Below are 15876 nucleotides of genomic sequence, written 5' to 3' on the forward strand. Positions count from 1 at the left end.
GATGGAAAAAAGAAGTTTTAAAGAAAAGCTCAAAAATGAATATCTAGGTCAAGGCTTTTCAGCGCTATGTGGAATATTAATAATTGCAATAACAATAGCAATAATAGTATTTATAGCTTCAAAAGGTATAAGATTATTTACAGTAGATGGATATAGCATCACAGACTTTTTGTTTAAAAATGATTGGAAGCCAAACAAAGATGGAGAACTTTCCTTTGGATCTTTAGCTTTCATCTTAGGCTCAACTTTGGTAGCAATAGGTGCAGTAGTTTTAAGTGCACCTATTGCTGTTGCCTTAGCAATTTTTGTGAATGTAATATCTAATAAGGTAGGTATGAAGATAATTAAACCATCTCTAGAAATATTAGTTGGAATACCTTCTGTTGTATATGGATGGATTGGAATCTCGGTGTTAGTACCACTTATCAGAAATTCATTTGGTGGAATGGGATTTTCTATGCTTGCAGGAATAGTGGTTCTTTCAGTGATGATATTACCAACAATTGCAACATTATCTATGGATGCAATAAAAATAATTCCTAGAGATCATATTGAAGCATCTTATGGGTTAGGAGCAACAAGATGGCAAACAATTTCAAGAGTAATAGTTCCTGGTGCAAAATCTGGAATACTTACTGGAATTGTATTAGGTGTAGCAAGAGCCTTTGGTGAAGCATTGGCTGTACAAATGGTAATTGGAAATACTGTTAAAATGCCAGATGGTATTCTTTCATCAATGGCAACTTTAACTAGTGTTATAACAATGGACATGGCTAATACAGTTGGTGAAACTCCATGGAATGATGCATTATGGACATTAGCATTAATTCTACTTGTAATTTCTTTTATATTTATTGTTATTGTAAGAATGATTGAAAAAAGGAGTGCAGTATAATGGATGCAAAAAGAATTGATAAAATTGCTACAATTGTATTCTATGTTATAAGTACGTTTATAGTGGTACTACTTGGAGCATTTATATTATATATTTTATATAGAGGTGGAAGTATGTTAAAACCTTCATTTCTATTTGGAAATCCAAAAACCACTGGTACTGGTGGTGGAATCGGACCTGAATTATTTAATTCATTTTATATGTTAATTATTTCTTTAGTGATAACAATTCCAATTGGAGTTGGTGCTGGGATTTATTTAGCAGAATATGCAAAAGAAGGCCCTATTCTTAGATTTATTAGAATGTCTTTGGAAACAATATCTTCACTTCCATCGATTGTTATCGGTATGTTTGGATTATTGGTTTTTGTTACTATGGCAGGCTGGGGATATTCAATACTTGCTGGAGCTTTGTCAGTAAGTATATTGAATATACCATCTATGACTAGAATTTCAGAAAATGCTATAAGTGCAGCAAGTAAGAAAGTAAAAGAAGCTTCAATTGGTCTTGGTGCAACTAAATGGCAAACACTTGCAAAGATTACAGTGCCAACAGCAATGGGAGAGATACTAACAGGAATAATATTGGCATCTGGTAGAATTTTCGGAGAAGCAGCAGCATTTTTATATACAGCTGGACTAAGTTCAAAAAGTTTAAATTTTGATTCCATAAGTTTATCTGGAAATAGTTCTGCATTTTCTCTTTTTAGACCAGCAGAAACTTTAGCAGTACATATATGGAAGTTGAATTCAGAAGGAATAGTACCTGATGCAGCTCAAATAGCTAATGGAACAGCAGCTGTACTTATTATAGCTGTACTTATATTTAATGTTGGTGCTAGATTACTAGGAAATAGATTAATGAAAGCTTATAGTGGGAAGTAGGAGAGTAGTATGAATATAATAGAAACTAAAGACTTATGCTTATATTATGGAGAAAATCAGGCTCTTAAAAATATTGATATAGCTATAAATAAAAATGAAGTTACTGCACTTATTGGACCTTCAGGTTGCGGAAAGTCAACATTTTTAAGAACTTTAAATAGAATGAATGATTTAATTGAAATTGTAAAAATTACAGGAAATGTTTTTTTTGAAGGTAAAGATATTTATAAAGATTATGATGATATAGACTTAAGAAAGAGGGTAGGTATGGTGTTCCAAAGGCCTAATCCGTTTCCAATGTCTATTTATGATAATATTGCCTATGGACCTAGAATACATGGAGTAAAGAATAAAAAAATATTAGATGAAATAGTAGAAAAAAGTTTAATAGGCGCAGCTCTTTGGGATGAAACTAAGGATAGATTAAAATCAAGTGCTCTTGGAATGTCTGGAGGACAACAGCAAAGATTGTGCATTGCAAGAACTTTGGCTGTTTCACCAGAAGTAATACTAATGGATGAACCAACTTCGGCTTTAGATCCTATTTCTACTAGTAAAATGGAAGAACTAATGGATGAATTAAAAAAGAAATATACGGTAATAATAGTAACACATAATATGCAGCAAGCAGGAAGAATAGCTGATAAAACAGCCTTCTTTTTAAATGGAGAAGTAGTTGAATATGGGAAAACAGAAGATATCTTTTATAATCCAAGGGATAAAAGAACAGAAGATTATATAACAGGAAGATTTGGTTAAGAAGGAGTATTGATTATTATGACAAGAGGATCTCAGGATACAAGGGTGAAAATTATTAATAGGGAATTAGTCACTATGTCTAGTTTAGTGGAAAAGCAGATATATGAAAGTCTACTTTGTTTGAAAAACTATGATGTAGAAAAAGCAAAGCAAGTTATTAAAGACGATGATAAAGTCGATGATATGCAAAAAAAAATCGAAGAAGAATGCATTAAGTATATTGCTACAGAACAACCACTTGCTACAGATTTAAGAAGAGTATTTACTGCATCTAAAATAGTAACTGATTTGGAAAGAATGGCTGACCATGCAGTAGATATTTGTAAGATAACAAAAAGAATAGGTGGAAGTATAAGTAATAATAAAGAGATTTTAGAACAGTTAATGGACATGGAAACAAAAGTAAGAGCTATGTTAAAGTCTGCTATAGATGCACATATCAACGAAGATTCTGAATTGGCATATAAGATATGTGAAAAAGATGATGAAATTGATGCAGTGTATAAATCATTATTTGCAGCTTTAGTTAATGCAATAAAGGTTGATGAAACATTAATTGAAAAAGGAACACAATTGTTATTTGTAATAAAGTATTTAGAAAGAATAGGGGATCACGTAACAAATATATGTGAATGGACTATTTTCTCTAAAACTGGGGCTTATGTAGATTTAAATGAATAGAATTATATGTAAGTAAAAATGCCCGATTAGGGCATTTTTATTTTGTGTATAAAATTATAAAATTGAAGAGTAATGATGAAAGCATTCCTTGACGTAGTAATTATATTAATGTAATATAACAAGGATAGATATGTTATAATTAGGAGTGGAATAATGAGAAATATTATAACAATGATAGTCCCTAATGGAATTGCAGAGGAAGTAGGAATTGAAAAAGGTGATATTTTATTATCTATTGATGGTAATAAAATTAATGACATAATAGATTATAAATTTTTATCAGCGGACGAAGAAATAGTTTTAGAAGTAGAAAAACCAAGTGGTGAGGTTTGGGAAATTGAAATTGAAAAAGAATATGGTGAGGATTTAGGCATTGAATTTGGTGGTGGGATTATGGATAAGGCAAAATCATGCAGTAATAAATGTATATTTTGTTTCATAGACCAGTTACCTAAAGGTATGCGAGAATCTCTATATTTTAAAGATGACGATTCAAGATTATCCTTTCTACAGGGGAATTTTGTAACCCTAACTAACATGAAGGAAGAGGATATTGATAGAATAATACAATATCATATAAGTCCAATCAATATTTCTGTACATACAACAAATCCAGAGCTTAGAGTAGAAATGCTTAATAATAGATTTGCCGGTAAAGTATTTGAACGTATGGAAAGGCTAGCTGATGCAGGAATAAATATGAATGCACAGATAGTTTCAGTTCCAGGCATAAATAATGGTGAAGAGCTTAAAAGGACAATTCAGGATTTGTACACATTATATCCTCAAGTATCAGATATTGCTGTAGTGCCAATAGGTATAACTAAGTTTAGAGAAGGTCTTAAAAAAGTGAAGACATATACTAAAGAGCAATGTTTAGAAGAAATTGAGAATGTAAAGAAACTCCAAGAGAAATATATGAAAGAAAATGGAACACCTTTTGTAAGATTATCTGATGAATTTTATCTTGTTGCAGAGGAAGAAATACCAAGTCAGGAGTTTTATGATGATTATCATCAAATTGAAGATGGAATAGGTATGGTTAGATGTTTTAGAGATGCAATAGAAAGTGATTTGGAAGATTTAGATGTAAATATGAAAGGTGATTTTTCTATTGTAACAGGGACTTTAGCATATCCAGAAATTTTAGAGGCTGCAAATAAAATAAAAGAGAAAAACACAAATATAAAATTAGATGTATACAAAATAATAAATAATTATTTTGGAAAATCAATTACAGTTGCTGGACTTTTAACAGGAACAGATATAATAGAACAGTTAAAGGGCATAATAAATAGTAAGTACTTAATTATGTCTAGTAATATGTTTAGAAAAGGCTATGAATTATCAGATTCAACAGAGCAGATAATGCTTGATGATTTGAAAATTAAAGATATAGAAACAGCTTTAAATGTTCAAGTTATTGTGGTTGATTATACAGGAGAAGATTTGATTGAAAAACTTAATGAATATAAAGAGGAGGAATTTTAATGGGTAAACCAATAGTTGCAATAGTGGGAAGACCTAATGTTGGAAAATCGACATTGTTTAATAGATTAGCAGGAAAAAGAATTTCAATAGTACAAGATACACCAGGAGTTACGAGAGATAGAGTATATGCGGAAGCAGAGTGGTTAAGTTATAATTTTACCATGATAGATACAGGTGGTATTGAACCTGAAAGAGATGATATTATAGTAAAACAAATGAGGAGACAGGCGAACATTGCCATTGAAACAGCAGATGTTATAGTTTTTATAGTTGATGGTAAAGAAGGCTTAACACCAGCAGATAATGAAGTTGCAACTATGCTTAGAAAAAGTAAAAAGCCTGTAGTGTTAGTAGTTAACAAGGTTGATTCTCTTAAAGAGGAAGATAATGCTTGGGAATTCTACAATCTTGGAATAGGGGATCCTGTAACTATTTCTGCATCACAAGGTTTGGGACTTGGAGATATGCTTGATAAGGTAGTTGAGGGCTTTGATAAATCAATCTTCGAAGAAGAAGAGGATGAATATATAAGAATAGCTATGATTGGAAAACCTAATGTTGGAAAATCTTCGTTAATCAATAAGCTACTTGGTGAAGATCGTGTTATAGTTTCAGATGTTCCAGGAACTACAAGAGATGCAATAGATAGTCATTTAGAAACTGAAGAAGGTAAGTTTATTTTAATTGATACTGCTGGACTTAGAAGAAAGAGCAAAGTTAAAGAAGAAATCGAAAGATATAGTGTTGTAAGAACTTATGCAGCAATTGAAAGAGCTGATGTTTGTATACTTATGATTGATGCAACCGAAGGTATCACAGAGCAAGATGAAAAAATAATAGGATATGCTCATGAAATGAGAAAAGCTATTATGGTAATTGTTAATAAGTGGGATTTGGTTGAAAAAGATGATAAAACTTTAGATAAATTCAAAAAAGAATTACAAGGAAACTTAAAGTTTTTAAGTTACGCTGAATATTTATTTATTTCTGCATTAACAGGACAAAGAACAAATAAGGTGCTTCATATGGCTAAATATTGCTATGATAACTATAACAAGAGAGTATCTACAGGAATATTAAATGATGTTATAAGTAAAGCTATTCTTATGAAAGAACCTCCTGTTGTTGGAATAAAAAGAATGAAAATTTACTATGCTACTCAAGTAGCAACAAGACCGCCAAAGTTTGTGTTTTTTGTAAATGATGAAAGTGCAAGACATTTCTCATATGAAAGATATTTAGAAAATCAGTTAAGAGATAGTTTTGACTTTAAAGGAACTGGAATTCAAATAGAATACAGACAAAGAAAGGAATAATTATGAGCAAAATTGCTTTTTTAGGTGGAGGAAGTTTTGGAAGTGCTTTAGCTGTTTTACTTGCAGAAAAAGATAATATAGTTAGTATATACAATAGAGATGAAAATGTTGTTAATGAAATAAATCAGATGAGATTAAATAAAAAATATCTAAAAGATTTAAGAATTCCGGATGGAGTAACTGCATTTAATAATATTGATAAGACAATACAAGAAGCTGATTATATAGTTTTATCAGTTCCATCACACGTTATTAGAAATATGTGTAAAGCAATTAAAGGGAAAGTACCTAACCATATTCCAATAATTTCAATTGCTAAAGGTATTGAAGAAGACAGTGATAAGAGATTATCTGTTGTGATAGAAGAAGAGCTTGAAAATCCTGTAGTAGTTTTATCGGGACCAAGTCATGCTGAAGAAGTTGCAATGAAAATACCTACAACTATTGTAAGTACATCTAAAGATATGAAATATGCTATTGAGATACAGGATTTATTTATGACATCGTACTTTCGAGTTTATACTAATGATGATATTATTGGTGTAGAAGTTGGCGGGGCTGTAAAGAATATAATTGCTTTGGCAGCAGGGGTTATAGATGGCCTTGGATATGGAGACAATACAAAGGCGGCTCTTCTTACAAGGGGGATGAAAGAAATTACAAGGGTTGGAATGGCTCTTGGAGGAAGACTAGAAACCTTTTATGGATTAACTGGAATGGGGGATCTAATAGTAACTTGTACTTCAATGCATTCTAGGAATAGAAGAGCTGGATTGCTTATTGGAAAGGGAATGTCTGTTGAAGAAGCTTTAAAGGAAATTGGGATGGTTGTTGAAGGTGTGAAAGCCTGCAAAGCATTTTATCAATTAAAAGAAAAGACTGGAATATCAATGCCAATAACAGATGGCCTTTATAAAGGGTTGTTTGAAGGTAAAGATGCTAAGGTTATTGTTGACGAACTTATGAATAGAGATAAAAAAAGTGAGTTGTTTTAGTGATTGAGAACTAAGAATTAAGGAAGAAAAATTTGAGGTGTTTCTTAGATTGAACAAAAAGAGTGGTTATTCCACTCTTTTTTATTGTACAGAGAACTGCATAATTTGAAGTAATTAATAATAATTAATGCTCAATTGTCAATGAAGGATGAAATGCAGTAGGCTTTTCTAAAAAATGAACGAAAGTCTTTAGCTTTAAACATTGGCTAATAACTTAAAATTGGCAATTGAAAAAGTTATGAGAAAGGAAAATTTTCTTAAAAGGTTTTTATTGCAGCATAGCTGCTTTGGGGGGATTATGAAAAATGATCTTGGTTGTAGCATAGCTGCTTTGGGGGGATTATGAAAAATGATCTTGGTTGTAGCATAGCTGCTTTGGGGGGGATTGTAAAAAATGATCTTGGTTGTAGCATAGCTGCTTGGAGGATTATGAAAAAAAGTTCTTGGTTGCAGCACAGCTGCTTTGGAGGATTATGAAAAAAGATTTTAATTGCAGCATAGCTGCTTTTTTTAAAGGTGTATATTTTGAAGTTGAGCTGAATATATATATAGTGGAAAAAGAATATAGGAGGTAATTGTGTGGATAATTTTAACATATACAAAGACATATCTAATAGGACTCAAGGGGACATATATGTAGGAGTGGTTGGTCCAGTTAGAACTGGGAAATCAACCTTCATAAAAAAGTTTATGGATCTTATGGTTATACCTAAAATTGATAATACTTATAAAAAGGAAAGAGCAAAAGATGAATTGCCACAAAGTGGATCGGGAAAAAATATTCATACAACAGAACCTAAGTTTGTTCCTAACGAAGCAGTTGAGATAAACTTAGGAGATGAAATTAAATTCAAAGTGCGGATGGTAGATTGTGTGGGGTATATTGTAAAAGGAGCTCTTGGATATATGGATGGTGAAGAGAGCAAAATGGTTCACACTCCATGGTATGATTATGAAATACCATTTGAGGATGCTGCTGAAATTGGTACAAGAAAAGTAATTAAGGATCATTCTACGATTGGCATTGTAATTACCACAGATGGCAGTATTACAGGAATTGATAGGAATGATTATGTTGATGCAGAAGAAAGGGTAGTATCTGAATTACAATCTATTAATAAGCCATTTATTGTAGTTCTTAATACTAATAAACCTAATTCACAAGAGACTAAAAATTTAAAAAAAGAATTGGAAGATAAATATAATGTAACTGTACAAGTTATGGATGTTTATAACATGGAGGAAGAGGATATTCAAAATTTATTTAAGCATGTACTTATAGAATTTCCTGTAAAAGAAATAAATATAGATATGCCAGAATGGTTAGAAAAATTAGAAGGTAACCATTGGCTAAAGAAAGATTTCTTCAACATAATTATGAGCATGAGTCAAGATGTATCGAAGGTTAGAGATATAAAATATTGCTTGAATAACTTTGAAAATGAAGATTTTATTGGAGCAGCTACAATGAAAGAAGTGAATTTAGGCAATGGAACTGCAAAAATATTAATGAAACCAAGAGAAGGCATTTTCTATAAAGTGCTTAGTGAAATTTGTGATTTGGAAGTTAATTCAGAAAGTGATCTGCTTGGCATAATAAAGGATTTAACACATGCAAAATGCGAATATGATAAGGTTAAAGATGCACTAGAAGATGTAAAAGAAAATGGGTATGGTTTAGTTGCACCTCAACTTTCAGAAATGAAATTTGAAGAGCCGGAAATAGTTAAGCAAGGTAATAAATATGGGGTGAAATTAAAAGCAAGTGCACCAAGTCTACATTTTATAAAATGTGATATTAAAACCGAAATAAGTCCTATAATGGGTTCTGAAAAAGAATCGGAAGAACTTGTGAAAGGTTTATTGGAACAATTTGAAACAGATCCAGCCCTCCTTTGGCAAAGTAATATGTTTGGAAAGTCATTAGAAGTATTAGTAAAAGAAGGCTTACAAAATAAACTATATAAGATGCCAGAAGATGTTCAAGTGAAGATTCAAAAAACTTTGCAAAAAATAATAAATGAAGGTAATGGTGGGTTGATTTGTATAATATTATAAAAATATAATATATTCTTTTTCATAAAGTGTTGATTTTAAGGTGTAGTTTAACAAGTTAAAATTTAATTAATAATCACTACATATTTTTTCTATATAATCAACACTTTTTTATTGATATTATTTATCTTAATTAAGTAGAAAAATACATAAAAGTGGGATATAATATAAAGAAAGGATATAAATGAGGGGTATTATGAAGAGAGAGTACAAAGCTTATAAGAAAGTTGGGAAGATAGGAACCTCTATAAGTGAGCTCTTAGAGCTTGATTTACCTAGAATTGTTTATGCCTCTCCAGGTGTTATAAACCATATAAAAAAAAGACATGGTAAGCAATTCGCCAAAAAAATGAAAGATAATATAATAGATATTATTGAAAAGGTGATTAAGGATCCTGAATATGTCGGGTTAGATAATAAGAGAGGAAATGGTGGCTCTCTTGAATTAATAAAAAAGGTTGATAATATTATATTGCTTTTGGGATTAGAAATTGATCTAGAAGATAAATATATTTATATTGCAACTTTGTATCCAATAACATTGTCCAAGATGAACGCTAGAATATATAGAGGAAGATTAATAAAAGTTGAAGAAGTTGAATTAAAAGAAAAAATATTGTAATATAGTATAAAGAAATTATTTTTTGAGGTGAGAAAAGGCTCCTCATGCGCTAATATTAGTAATCAGAGATGCAGGATACGCCGACCTGCCAAAAAATAATTATTTAATTTAATTATTGCATAACAATTAATTAATAATTGTTATGTTTTTTTTGCATAAAATTTCAAAGTAAAATTAAATGTTAACAAAGTGTGAACAAAATATTGACATTGAAAGTTTATTTGATTATCATTATAATCACGTTGGATAATTACTTTACATGATAAGGGGGTGTAAATTTGATAAAAAGTATGACTAGCTTTGGAAGAGCACAAAACGAGGACGAATTAAATTCATGTTTTTCAATAGAAATGAAAAGTGTTAATCATAGATATTTGGATATAAATATTAGAATGCCAAGAAATATGCTGTCATTAGAAGAAAAAATAAGAAATATAATTAGTAAAAGACTAAACAGAGGAAAAGTTGATGTTTTTATTAATTATAAAAATTATGGTAACGGGACTGGAAAAATAAATTTAAATATGAATTTGGCAAAAGAGTACTATGAGTGTTTGAGACAAATTCAAAATGAACTGAATATTATAGATGATATATCAGTGTCTAAGATAGCTAAATTTCCAGATGTTATTACTTTGGAAGAACCACAGGAAGATTTAGATATTATTTTCAATAAAATATCTCCATTAATTGAATCAGCTCTTAACTTGATGGAAGAAATGAGAATAAGAGAAGGTGAAAAATTAAAAGATGATATTTTATTAAAAGTAAATACAATAGAGGGTCTTGTTGAAGAAATTGAAAAAGTAGCAGATAATGTGCCTAAAGCTTATAAGAAAAAACTTGAAGAGAGACTAGACGAATTATTGTCTGGAGTAGATTTGGATGAAAGTAGAATAGCATTAGAAGTTGCAGTATTAGCTGATAAAGCAGCTATTGATGAAGAAATAACTAGACTTAGAAGTCATTTGAGTCAAATGAAAAGTACTTTAGATTTAAATGAATCTGTTGGACGGAAATTAGACTTTATAATTCAAGAAATGAATAGAGAGGCTAATACTATAGCATCTAAATCAACAGATATTAGTATGACTAATAAAATAATAGAAGTGAAAAATATAATAGAAAAAATAAGAGAACAAGTTCAAAATATTGAATAATAAGGAGGCAAAAAATGGGAATTAAGTTAATAAACATAGGTTTTGGAAACATCGTTTCAGCTAATAGATTAGTTGCAATTGTGAGTCCGGAATCAGCACCTATTAAAAGAATTATTCAAGAAGCAAGAGATAGAGGTATGCTGATAGATGCTACATATGGAAGAAGAACTAGAGCAGTTATAATAACTGACAGTGACCATGTAATATTATCAGCAGTTCAACCTGAAACAGTTGCTCATAGATTATCATCAAAAGATGATGTGGCAGTTGAAGAGGATGATGATTAATGGATAACAAGAGGAGAGGACTATTAATAATCATATCAGGACCATCAGGTGCAGGGAAAGGAACAATCTGTAAGAGTTTCATGGAAAGAAATGAAGATGTTGTATTATCTGTATCTGCAACGACACGTTCTCCTAGAAAAGGTGAAGTAGAAGGCGTTAATTACTATTTTATGTCTAAAGAAGAATTTAAAGATAAAATAAAAAGCAATGATTTTCTTGAATATGCAGAAGTTTATGATAACTACTATGGTACACCAAAATCTAATGTTGAAGAAGTTTTGGAAAGTGGAAAAGATGTAATTTTAGAAATAGATATTCAAGGGGCATTGAAAGTTAAAGAAAATACTCAAGAGGGAGTTTTCGTATTTATACTTCCACCATCTATGGAAGAACTAAAGCAAAGGATTATAAATAGAGGAAGCGAAACTCAAGAGTCACTAATGAAGAGATTTAAATCAGCATATAAAGAAATAAATTTTGTATCAAAGTATAATTATGCTGTAGTAAATGATGAAGTAGAACTAGCAGTTGAAAAGCTTGAAGCTATAATAGCTGCAGAAAAATGCAGAGTAGATAGAATAAAGGATAATATATTAGATTCAAAGGAGGGCGAAATTCATGAACAACTCTATGATTAATCCATCAGTGGTAGATTTATTAGAAAAGGTACATGATAGATATTCTTTAGTAATTTTAACATCAAAAAGAGCAAGACAAATAATAGAGGGGTCTGATCCTCAGATTTCTACTAAATCACATAAGCCTTTAACAATTGCAATCAATGAAGTGGATCAAGATGCAATTGAATATGAAATAGTTAAAGAAGGTAATAAGTAAAATGAAAAAGAATTTAGTGCTTGGTGTTAGTGGAGGAATTGCAGTATATAAAGCATTAGAAATTGTAAGTTTACTTGTGAAGAAAAATATAAATGTTGATGTAATTATGACTGAAAGTGCTACTGAATTTGTTACTCCACTTTCTTTTCAGTCATTGAGCCAAAATATGGTTACTTGTGATATGTTTTCAGAACCGAAAGCTTGGGAAATACAACATATAAGTTTAGCAACAAAGGCAGATGTGCTATTAGTAGCACCTGCTACTGCTAACATTATTGGAAAAGTGGCTAATGGGATAGCTGATGATATGTTGTCTACTACAATAATGGCGACAAAAGCAAAGGTTATTTTTGCACCAGCTATGAATACAAATATGTATGAAAATCCTATAGTTCAAGATAACATTAAAAAGTTAAAATCCTTTGGATATGAATTTATTGATCCAATTGAAGGTAGAATGGCATGTGGAACAACTGGAGCAGGAAAATTTGAAGATCCTAAGGTTATAGTAGATAGAGTTTTAATGGAATTGCATGAGAAGAAGGACTTAGTAGGAAAGAATGTTTTAGTGACAGCAGGGCCAACTATAGCTCCAATAGATCCAGTTAGGTATATTACTAATAGATCTACAGGAAAAATGGGATATGCGATAGCTAAAGAAGCAAGGGACAGAGGTGCTAATGTTACATTGGTGACTGGACCTACTTCATTAGAAGCTCCTAAAAATATTAATGTAATAAAAATTTCTACCAATGAAGAGATGAAGAATGAGGTATTAAAATTATTTGATTCATCGGATATAATAGTAAAGTCAGCAGCAGTTGCTGATTTTAAGCCAAAAGCCTATAGTACACAAAAGATTAAAAAAGGTGACGGAGGTTTATCATTTGATTTAATAAGAGATAATGATATTCTAATGGAACTTGGAAATAGAAAAGAAAAGCAAATTTTAGTTGGATTCGCTGCTGAAAGTGAAAATTTAAAAGCTAATGCTATGACTAAACTTCATAAGAAGAAATTAGATTATATTGTAGCTAATGATATAACAGCAAGTGATACAGGATTCGCATCAGAAGATAATAGAGTAATAATCTTATCTAAAGAAGGTAATGAAATATATTTAGATAAGATGAGCAAAGAAAAGATTGCAAGTAATTTATTTGATATTATACTTGAGAAGCGCTAAATTTTTGCGCTTTTTTTGTTGAAATAAGGTGGTAAGTAAAGATTATGTATGCTGAAATAATTATTAATAGTGATGCATTAGATATAGATAAGTTATTTACATATAAAATACCTTATGAATTTCAAGAAAGAATTGATATAGGTTTTAGAGTTAAGCTTCCTTTTGGGCCTAAAAACAAACCTATAGAAGGATTTGTTTTTTCTGTATTAAGAGATACTTCAATTAAATTTGATTACAAAGTAAAAGAAATTTTAACTTTATGTGATAAGGAAGCTATGTTAACTAAAAATGATATAGAAATAATTAAATTTATGAGAAAAAAATATCTTTGTAGATACATTGATGCAATTCGTCTTATGATTCCTGTTGGAATTATGAAAGGGTCAAAGGAAAAAACGAAAAAGGTTATATATATTAATAAAGAAATAGATGATCAAGAATTAAATAAAGAAAATTATATAAATTTATATAATTTTATACTTGATAACGATGGGATTTTTTCTAAAGCTGAAATTACAAGCAATAAACAATTTTCCTTATACTCTTTAAATAAACTCATAGAAAAGAATATTTTTAGAGTTGAAGAGCAAGTGGTCTTTAGATATAACGTTCGCCAATATGGAACTGATAGCAGTAAAAAATTAACTGAAGAGCAAAGTGACTGCCTAAGTAAGATTTTAAGTGGAACAAATTTAAAATATCTTATTAAAGGTGTTACAGGATCGGGAAAGACAGAAGTATATATGAGATTGGTTGAGGAAATGTTAAACGAAGGTAAGAGTGCAGTAGTTTTAGTTCCAGAAATTTCATTAACGCCTCAAATGATTGAAAGATTTAAAGGACGTTTTGGAGAAAATGTAGCATTGTTTCATAGTAGATTAAGTGATGGTGAACGATTTGATGAGTGGTATAGAATTAAAGAAGGAAAAGCTAAATTAGCTATTGGTGCAAGAAGTGCTTTGTTTTTGCCATTTCAAGATCTTGGACTTATAATAATTGATGAAGAACATGAAAATACATATAAATCAGAACATAATCCCAAGTATCACGCTAGAGAAGTAAGTGAATTCATATGTGAATTAAAAAAATGTAAGTTGGTATTAGGTTCAGCTACTCCGAATATTGAAAGCTACTACAGGGCTATTAATGGAGAATATGAATTAATTCATATGAATAAAAGAGTAAATGGGAAAAGAATGCCATTTATGAAAATAGTAGATATGAGAGAAGAACTTAAGAATAAAAATCTTTCTTTATTTAGTAAGGCATTATTGAATGAACTTGATGAAACCTTAAAGAATAAAAAACAGGCTATTTTATTTTTAAATAGGAGAGGGTATTCGACTTTTATTTCATGTAGAAGCTGTGGGTATGTATTTAAGTGCCCAGAATGTGATGTTTCAATGACATATCATAAGAATGGTTATTTAATATGCCATTATTGTGGGAGGGCTGAACAAGTACAGAAGGTTTGTCCCAAATGCAATAGTAAATATGTGAAATTTTTTGGAGCAGGAACAGAAAGAGTTGAATTAGAAGTAAAGAAATTTTTTCCTAAAGCAAGAATTTTAAGAATGGATGTTGATACGACTAGGTTTAAGAATGCACATGAATCTATCTACAATTCCTTTAAAAATGGTGAAGCAGATATTTTGATTGGTACTCAAATGGTATCAAAAGGACTAGACTTTAAAAATGTTACATTAGTAGGAGTTTTAGCTGCTGATATGTCTTTAAATTTACCTGATTATAGAGCTGCTGAAAGAACGTATCAAATAATAACTCAAGTAGCAGGTAGGGCAGGAAGAGGAGAAGACGAAGGAAAAGTAATTGTTCAAAGTTATACCCCAAACCACTATAGTTTGAATTATGCTATGGAAGAAGACTATAAATCGTTATTTGATGAAGAAATAAAACTTAGAAGGTTGATGGGTAATCCACCTTTTGGTAAAATATTATTAATTAATTGTAATTCGAAATCAGAAGAAAAATTAAAAAACTTTATGTATATTTTAGCTGATAACTTGAAAAAAATAGTATCAGAGGATTTAACAATGTTAGGTCCAGTTCCTTGTATTATTACGAAGATAAAAGAAAATTATAGATGGCAGATAATAATTAAAGGAATTTTTAATGATGAGTTTGGAGAAAAAGTAAAAGATATGCTTTATATATTAAATAAGAGTGTATATAATGAAATAAGGGTTAGTATAGATGTTAATCCTAATAATATGACATAGGGGGAATACAAATGGCATTAAGAAATATAAGAAAATATGGAGATGACGTTTTAAGAAAGAAATGTAGAGAAATAGATAAAATAGATGATAGATTATTGACACTAATTGAAGATATGAAAGAAACAATGTATGAAGCTGATGGAGTTGGTCTTGCAGCTCCACAAGTTGGCATATTGAAAAGATTATTTGTTGTAGATATTGGAGAAGGTGCATTAGTATTCATTAATCCTGAAATACTTGAAACAAGTGGAACACAAACAGATGAAGAAGGATGTCTTAGTTTACCAGGTAAAACAGAAGAAGTAACTAGACCTAACTTTGTTAAAGCTAGAGCTTTAAATGAAAAAGGTGAAGAATTTGAGATAGAAGCAGAAGAGCTACTTGCAAGGGCTATTCTACATGAATATGATCATTTAAATGGAACGCTCTTCATTGATAGAGTGAACTCACCTTCTCAAAAATAAATTT

Annotated in this window: 17 protein-coding genes; all 17 read left to right on the forward strand. The window is 30.4% G+C overall.

Annotated elements, in window-relative coordinates; translation table 11 throughout:
• Position 1: 1 nt before the first annotated feature.
• The 17 genes from pstC (at position 2) to def (ending at position 15872) form a co-directional block, all read left to right on the forward strand.
• Positions 2 to 895: a phosphate ABC transporter permease subunit PstC gene (gene pstC / locus L3B98_RS02430; RefSeq protein ID WP_238915481.1), complete on the forward strand. Its 894-nt coding sequence runs from the start codon at positions 2 to 4 to the stop codon at positions 893 to 895.
• Positions 895 to 1779 carry a phosphate ABC transporter permease PstA gene (pstA, locus tag L3B98_RS02435; protein WP_238915482.1) on the forward strand — a complete coding sequence of 295 codons (885 nt, stop codon included), beginning with the start codon at positions 895 to 897 and terminating at the stop codon, positions 1777 to 1779. Before pstC ends, pstA begins: the two co-directional genes overlap by 1 nt.
• Before the next feature lie 9 nt (positions 1780 to 1788).
• A complete protein-coding gene (pstB, locus tag L3B98_RS02440; protein WP_238915483.1) occupies positions 1789 to 2538 on the forward strand; it encodes a phosphate ABC transporter ATP-binding protein PstB in 750 nt (249 codons plus the stop codon).
• A gap of 18 nt (positions 2539 to 2556) precedes the next feature.
• Positions 2557 to 3219: a phosphate signaling complex protein PhoU gene (phoU, locus tag L3B98_RS02445; RefSeq protein WP_238915484.1), complete on the forward strand. Its 663-nt coding sequence runs from the start codon at positions 2557 to 2559 to the stop codon at positions 3217 to 3219.
• Positions 3220 to 3372: 153 nt separating this feature from the next.
• Positions 3373 to 4710 (forward strand): DUF512 domain-containing protein, encoded by a 1338-nt coding sequence (locus tag L3B98_RS02450; protein WP_238915485.1) that lies wholly within the window; start codon positions 3373 to 3375, stop codon positions 4708 to 4710.
• Positions 4710 to 6026 carry a ribosome biogenesis GTPase Der gene (gene der, locus L3B98_RS02455; protein WP_015391369.1) on the forward strand — a complete coding sequence of 439 codons (1317 nt, stop codon included), beginning with the start codon at positions 4710 to 4712 and terminating at the stop codon, positions 6024 to 6026. Before L3B98_RS02450 ends, der begins: the two co-directional genes overlap by 1 nt.
• Before the next feature lie 2 nt (positions 6027 to 6028).
• Positions 6029 to 7021 (forward strand): NAD(P)H-dependent glycerol-3-phosphate dehydrogenase, encoded by a 993-nt coding sequence (locus tag L3B98_RS02460; protein ID WP_077361110.1) that lies wholly within the window; start codon positions 6029 to 6031, stop codon positions 7019 to 7021.
• Between the two features lie 342 nt (positions 7022 to 7363).
• Positions 7364 to 7498 (forward strand): hypothetical protein, encoded by a 135-nt coding sequence (locus tag L3B98_RS28820; RefSeq protein WP_275298350.1) that lies wholly within the window; start codon positions 7364 to 7366, stop codon positions 7496 to 7498.
• A 102-nt stretch (positions 7499 to 7600) separates the two neighbouring features.
• Complete coding sequence (spoIVA, locus tag L3B98_RS02465) at positions 7601 to 9079, forward strand: stage IV sporulation protein A (RefSeq protein ID WP_238915486.1); 1479 nt, start codon at positions 7601 to 7603, stop codon at positions 9077 to 9079.
• A gap of 193 nt (positions 9080 to 9272) precedes the next feature.
• Complete coding sequence (locus tag L3B98_RS02470) at positions 9273 to 9698, forward strand: hypothetical protein (RefSeq protein WP_238915487.1); 426 nt, start codon at positions 9273 to 9275, stop codon at positions 9696 to 9698.
• Positions 9699 to 9976: 278 nt separating this feature from the next.
• Positions 9977 to 10858 carry a YicC/YloC family endoribonuclease gene (locus L3B98_RS02475; protein WP_238915488.1) on the forward strand — a complete coding sequence of 294 codons (882 nt, stop codon included), beginning with the start codon at positions 9977 to 9979 and terminating at the stop codon, positions 10856 to 10858.
• 14 nt (positions 10859 to 10872) lie between these two features.
• Entirely contained in the window at positions 10873 to 11145 is a 273-nt protein-coding gene (locus tag L3B98_RS02480; protein WP_015391374.1) for a DUF370 domain-containing protein, read from the forward strand.
• Positions 11145 to 11783, forward strand: coding sequence for a guanylate kinase (gene gmk, locus L3B98_RS02485; RefSeq protein ID WP_015391375.1), 639 nt, complete (start codon positions 11145 to 11147; stop codon positions 11781 to 11783). The genes L3B98_RS02480 and gmk overlap by 1 nt, the downstream gene beginning before the upstream one ends.
• Positions 11764 to 11982, forward strand: coding sequence for a DNA-directed RNA polymerase subunit omega (gene rpoZ, locus L3B98_RS02490; protein ID WP_015391376.1), 219 nt, complete (start codon positions 11764 to 11766; stop codon positions 11980 to 11982). The genes gmk and rpoZ overlap by 20 nt, the downstream gene beginning before the upstream one ends.
• Position 11983: 1 nt before the next feature.
• Entirely contained in the window at positions 11984 to 13168 is a 1185-nt protein-coding gene (coaBC, locus tag L3B98_RS02495) for a bifunctional phosphopantothenoylcysteine decarboxylase/phosphopantothenate--cysteine ligase CoaBC (RefSeq protein WP_238915489.1), read from the forward strand.
• A gap of 44 nt (positions 13169 to 13212) precedes the next feature.
• The gene (gene priA / locus L3B98_RS02500) at positions 13213 to 15408 is read left to right on the forward strand and encodes a primosomal protein N' (protein WP_077361113.1); all 2196 of its coding nucleotides are present in this window, start codon (positions 13213 to 13215) and stop codon (positions 15406 to 15408) included.
• 11 nt (positions 15409 to 15419) lie between these two features.
• Positions 15420 to 15872: a peptide deformylase gene (def, locus tag L3B98_RS02505; RefSeq protein ID WP_238915490.1), complete on the forward strand. Its 453-nt coding sequence runs from the start codon at positions 15420 to 15422 to the stop codon at positions 15870 to 15872.
• Positions 15873 to 15876: the final 4 nt, after the last annotated feature.

Source organism: Clostridium sp. YIM B02555 (assembly GCF_022320955.1).
GTDB classification, from domain to species: domain Bacteria; phylum Bacillota; class Clostridia; order Clostridiales; family Clostridiaceae; genus Clostridium; species Clostridium saccharoperbutylacetonicum.

Bases quoted from the DNA above. Each gene is read 5' to 3' on its own strand.
- L3B98_RS02460 (WP_077361110.1), top strand. From the start codon at position 6,029: ATGAGCAAAATTGCTTTTTTAGGTGGAGGAAGTTTTGGAAGTGCTTTA.
- der (WP_015391369.1), top strand. From the start codon at position 4,710: ATGGGTAAACCAATAGTTGCAATAGTGGGAAGACCTAATGTTGGAAAA.
- pstA (WP_238915482.1), top strand. From the start codon at position 895: ATGGATGCAAAAAGAATTGATAAAATTGCTACAATTGTATTCTATGTT.
- phoU (WP_238915484.1), top strand. From the start codon at position 2,557: ATGACAAGAGGATCTCAGGATACAAGGGTGAAAATTATTAATAGGGAA.
- L3B98_RS02470 (WP_238915487.1), top strand. From the start codon at position 9,273: ATGAAGAGAGAGTACAAAGCTTATAAGAAAGTTGGGAAGATAGGAACC.
- priA (WP_077361113.1), top strand. From the start codon at position 13,213: ATGTATGCTGAAATAATTATTAATAGTGATGCATTAGATATAGATAAG.
- pstC (WP_238915481.1), top strand. From the start codon at position 2: ATGGAAAAAAGAAGTTTTAAAGAAAAGCTCAAAAATGAATATCTAGGT.
- def (WP_238915490.1), top strand. From the start codon at position 15,420: ATGGCATTAAGAAATATAAGAAAATATGGAGATGACGTTTTAAGAAAG.
- gmk (WP_015391375.1), top strand. From the start codon at position 11,145: ATGGATAACAAGAGGAGAGGACTATTAATAATCATATCAGGACCATCA.
- rpoZ (WP_015391376.1), top strand. From the start codon at position 11,764: ATGAACAACTCTATGATTAATCCATCAGTGGTAGATTTATTAGAAAAG.
- L3B98_RS02450 (WP_238915485.1), top strand. From the start codon at position 3,373: ATGAGAAATATTATAACAATGATAGTCCCTAATGGAATTGCAGAGGAA.
- coaBC (WP_238915489.1), top strand. From the start codon at position 11,984: ATGAAAAAGAATTTAGTGCTTGGTGTTAGTGGAGGAATTGCAGTATAT.
- pstB (WP_238915483.1), top strand. From the start codon at position 1,789: ATGAATATAATAGAAACTAAAGACTTATGCTTATATTATGGAGAAAAT.
- L3B98_RS02480 (WP_015391374.1), top strand. From the start codon at position 10,873: ATGGGAATTAAGTTAATAAACATAGGTTTTGGAAACATCGTTTCAGCT.
- L3B98_RS28820 (WP_275298350.1), top strand. From the start codon at position 7,364: ATGAAAAATGATCTTGGTTGTAGCATAGCTGCTTTGGGGGGGATTGTA.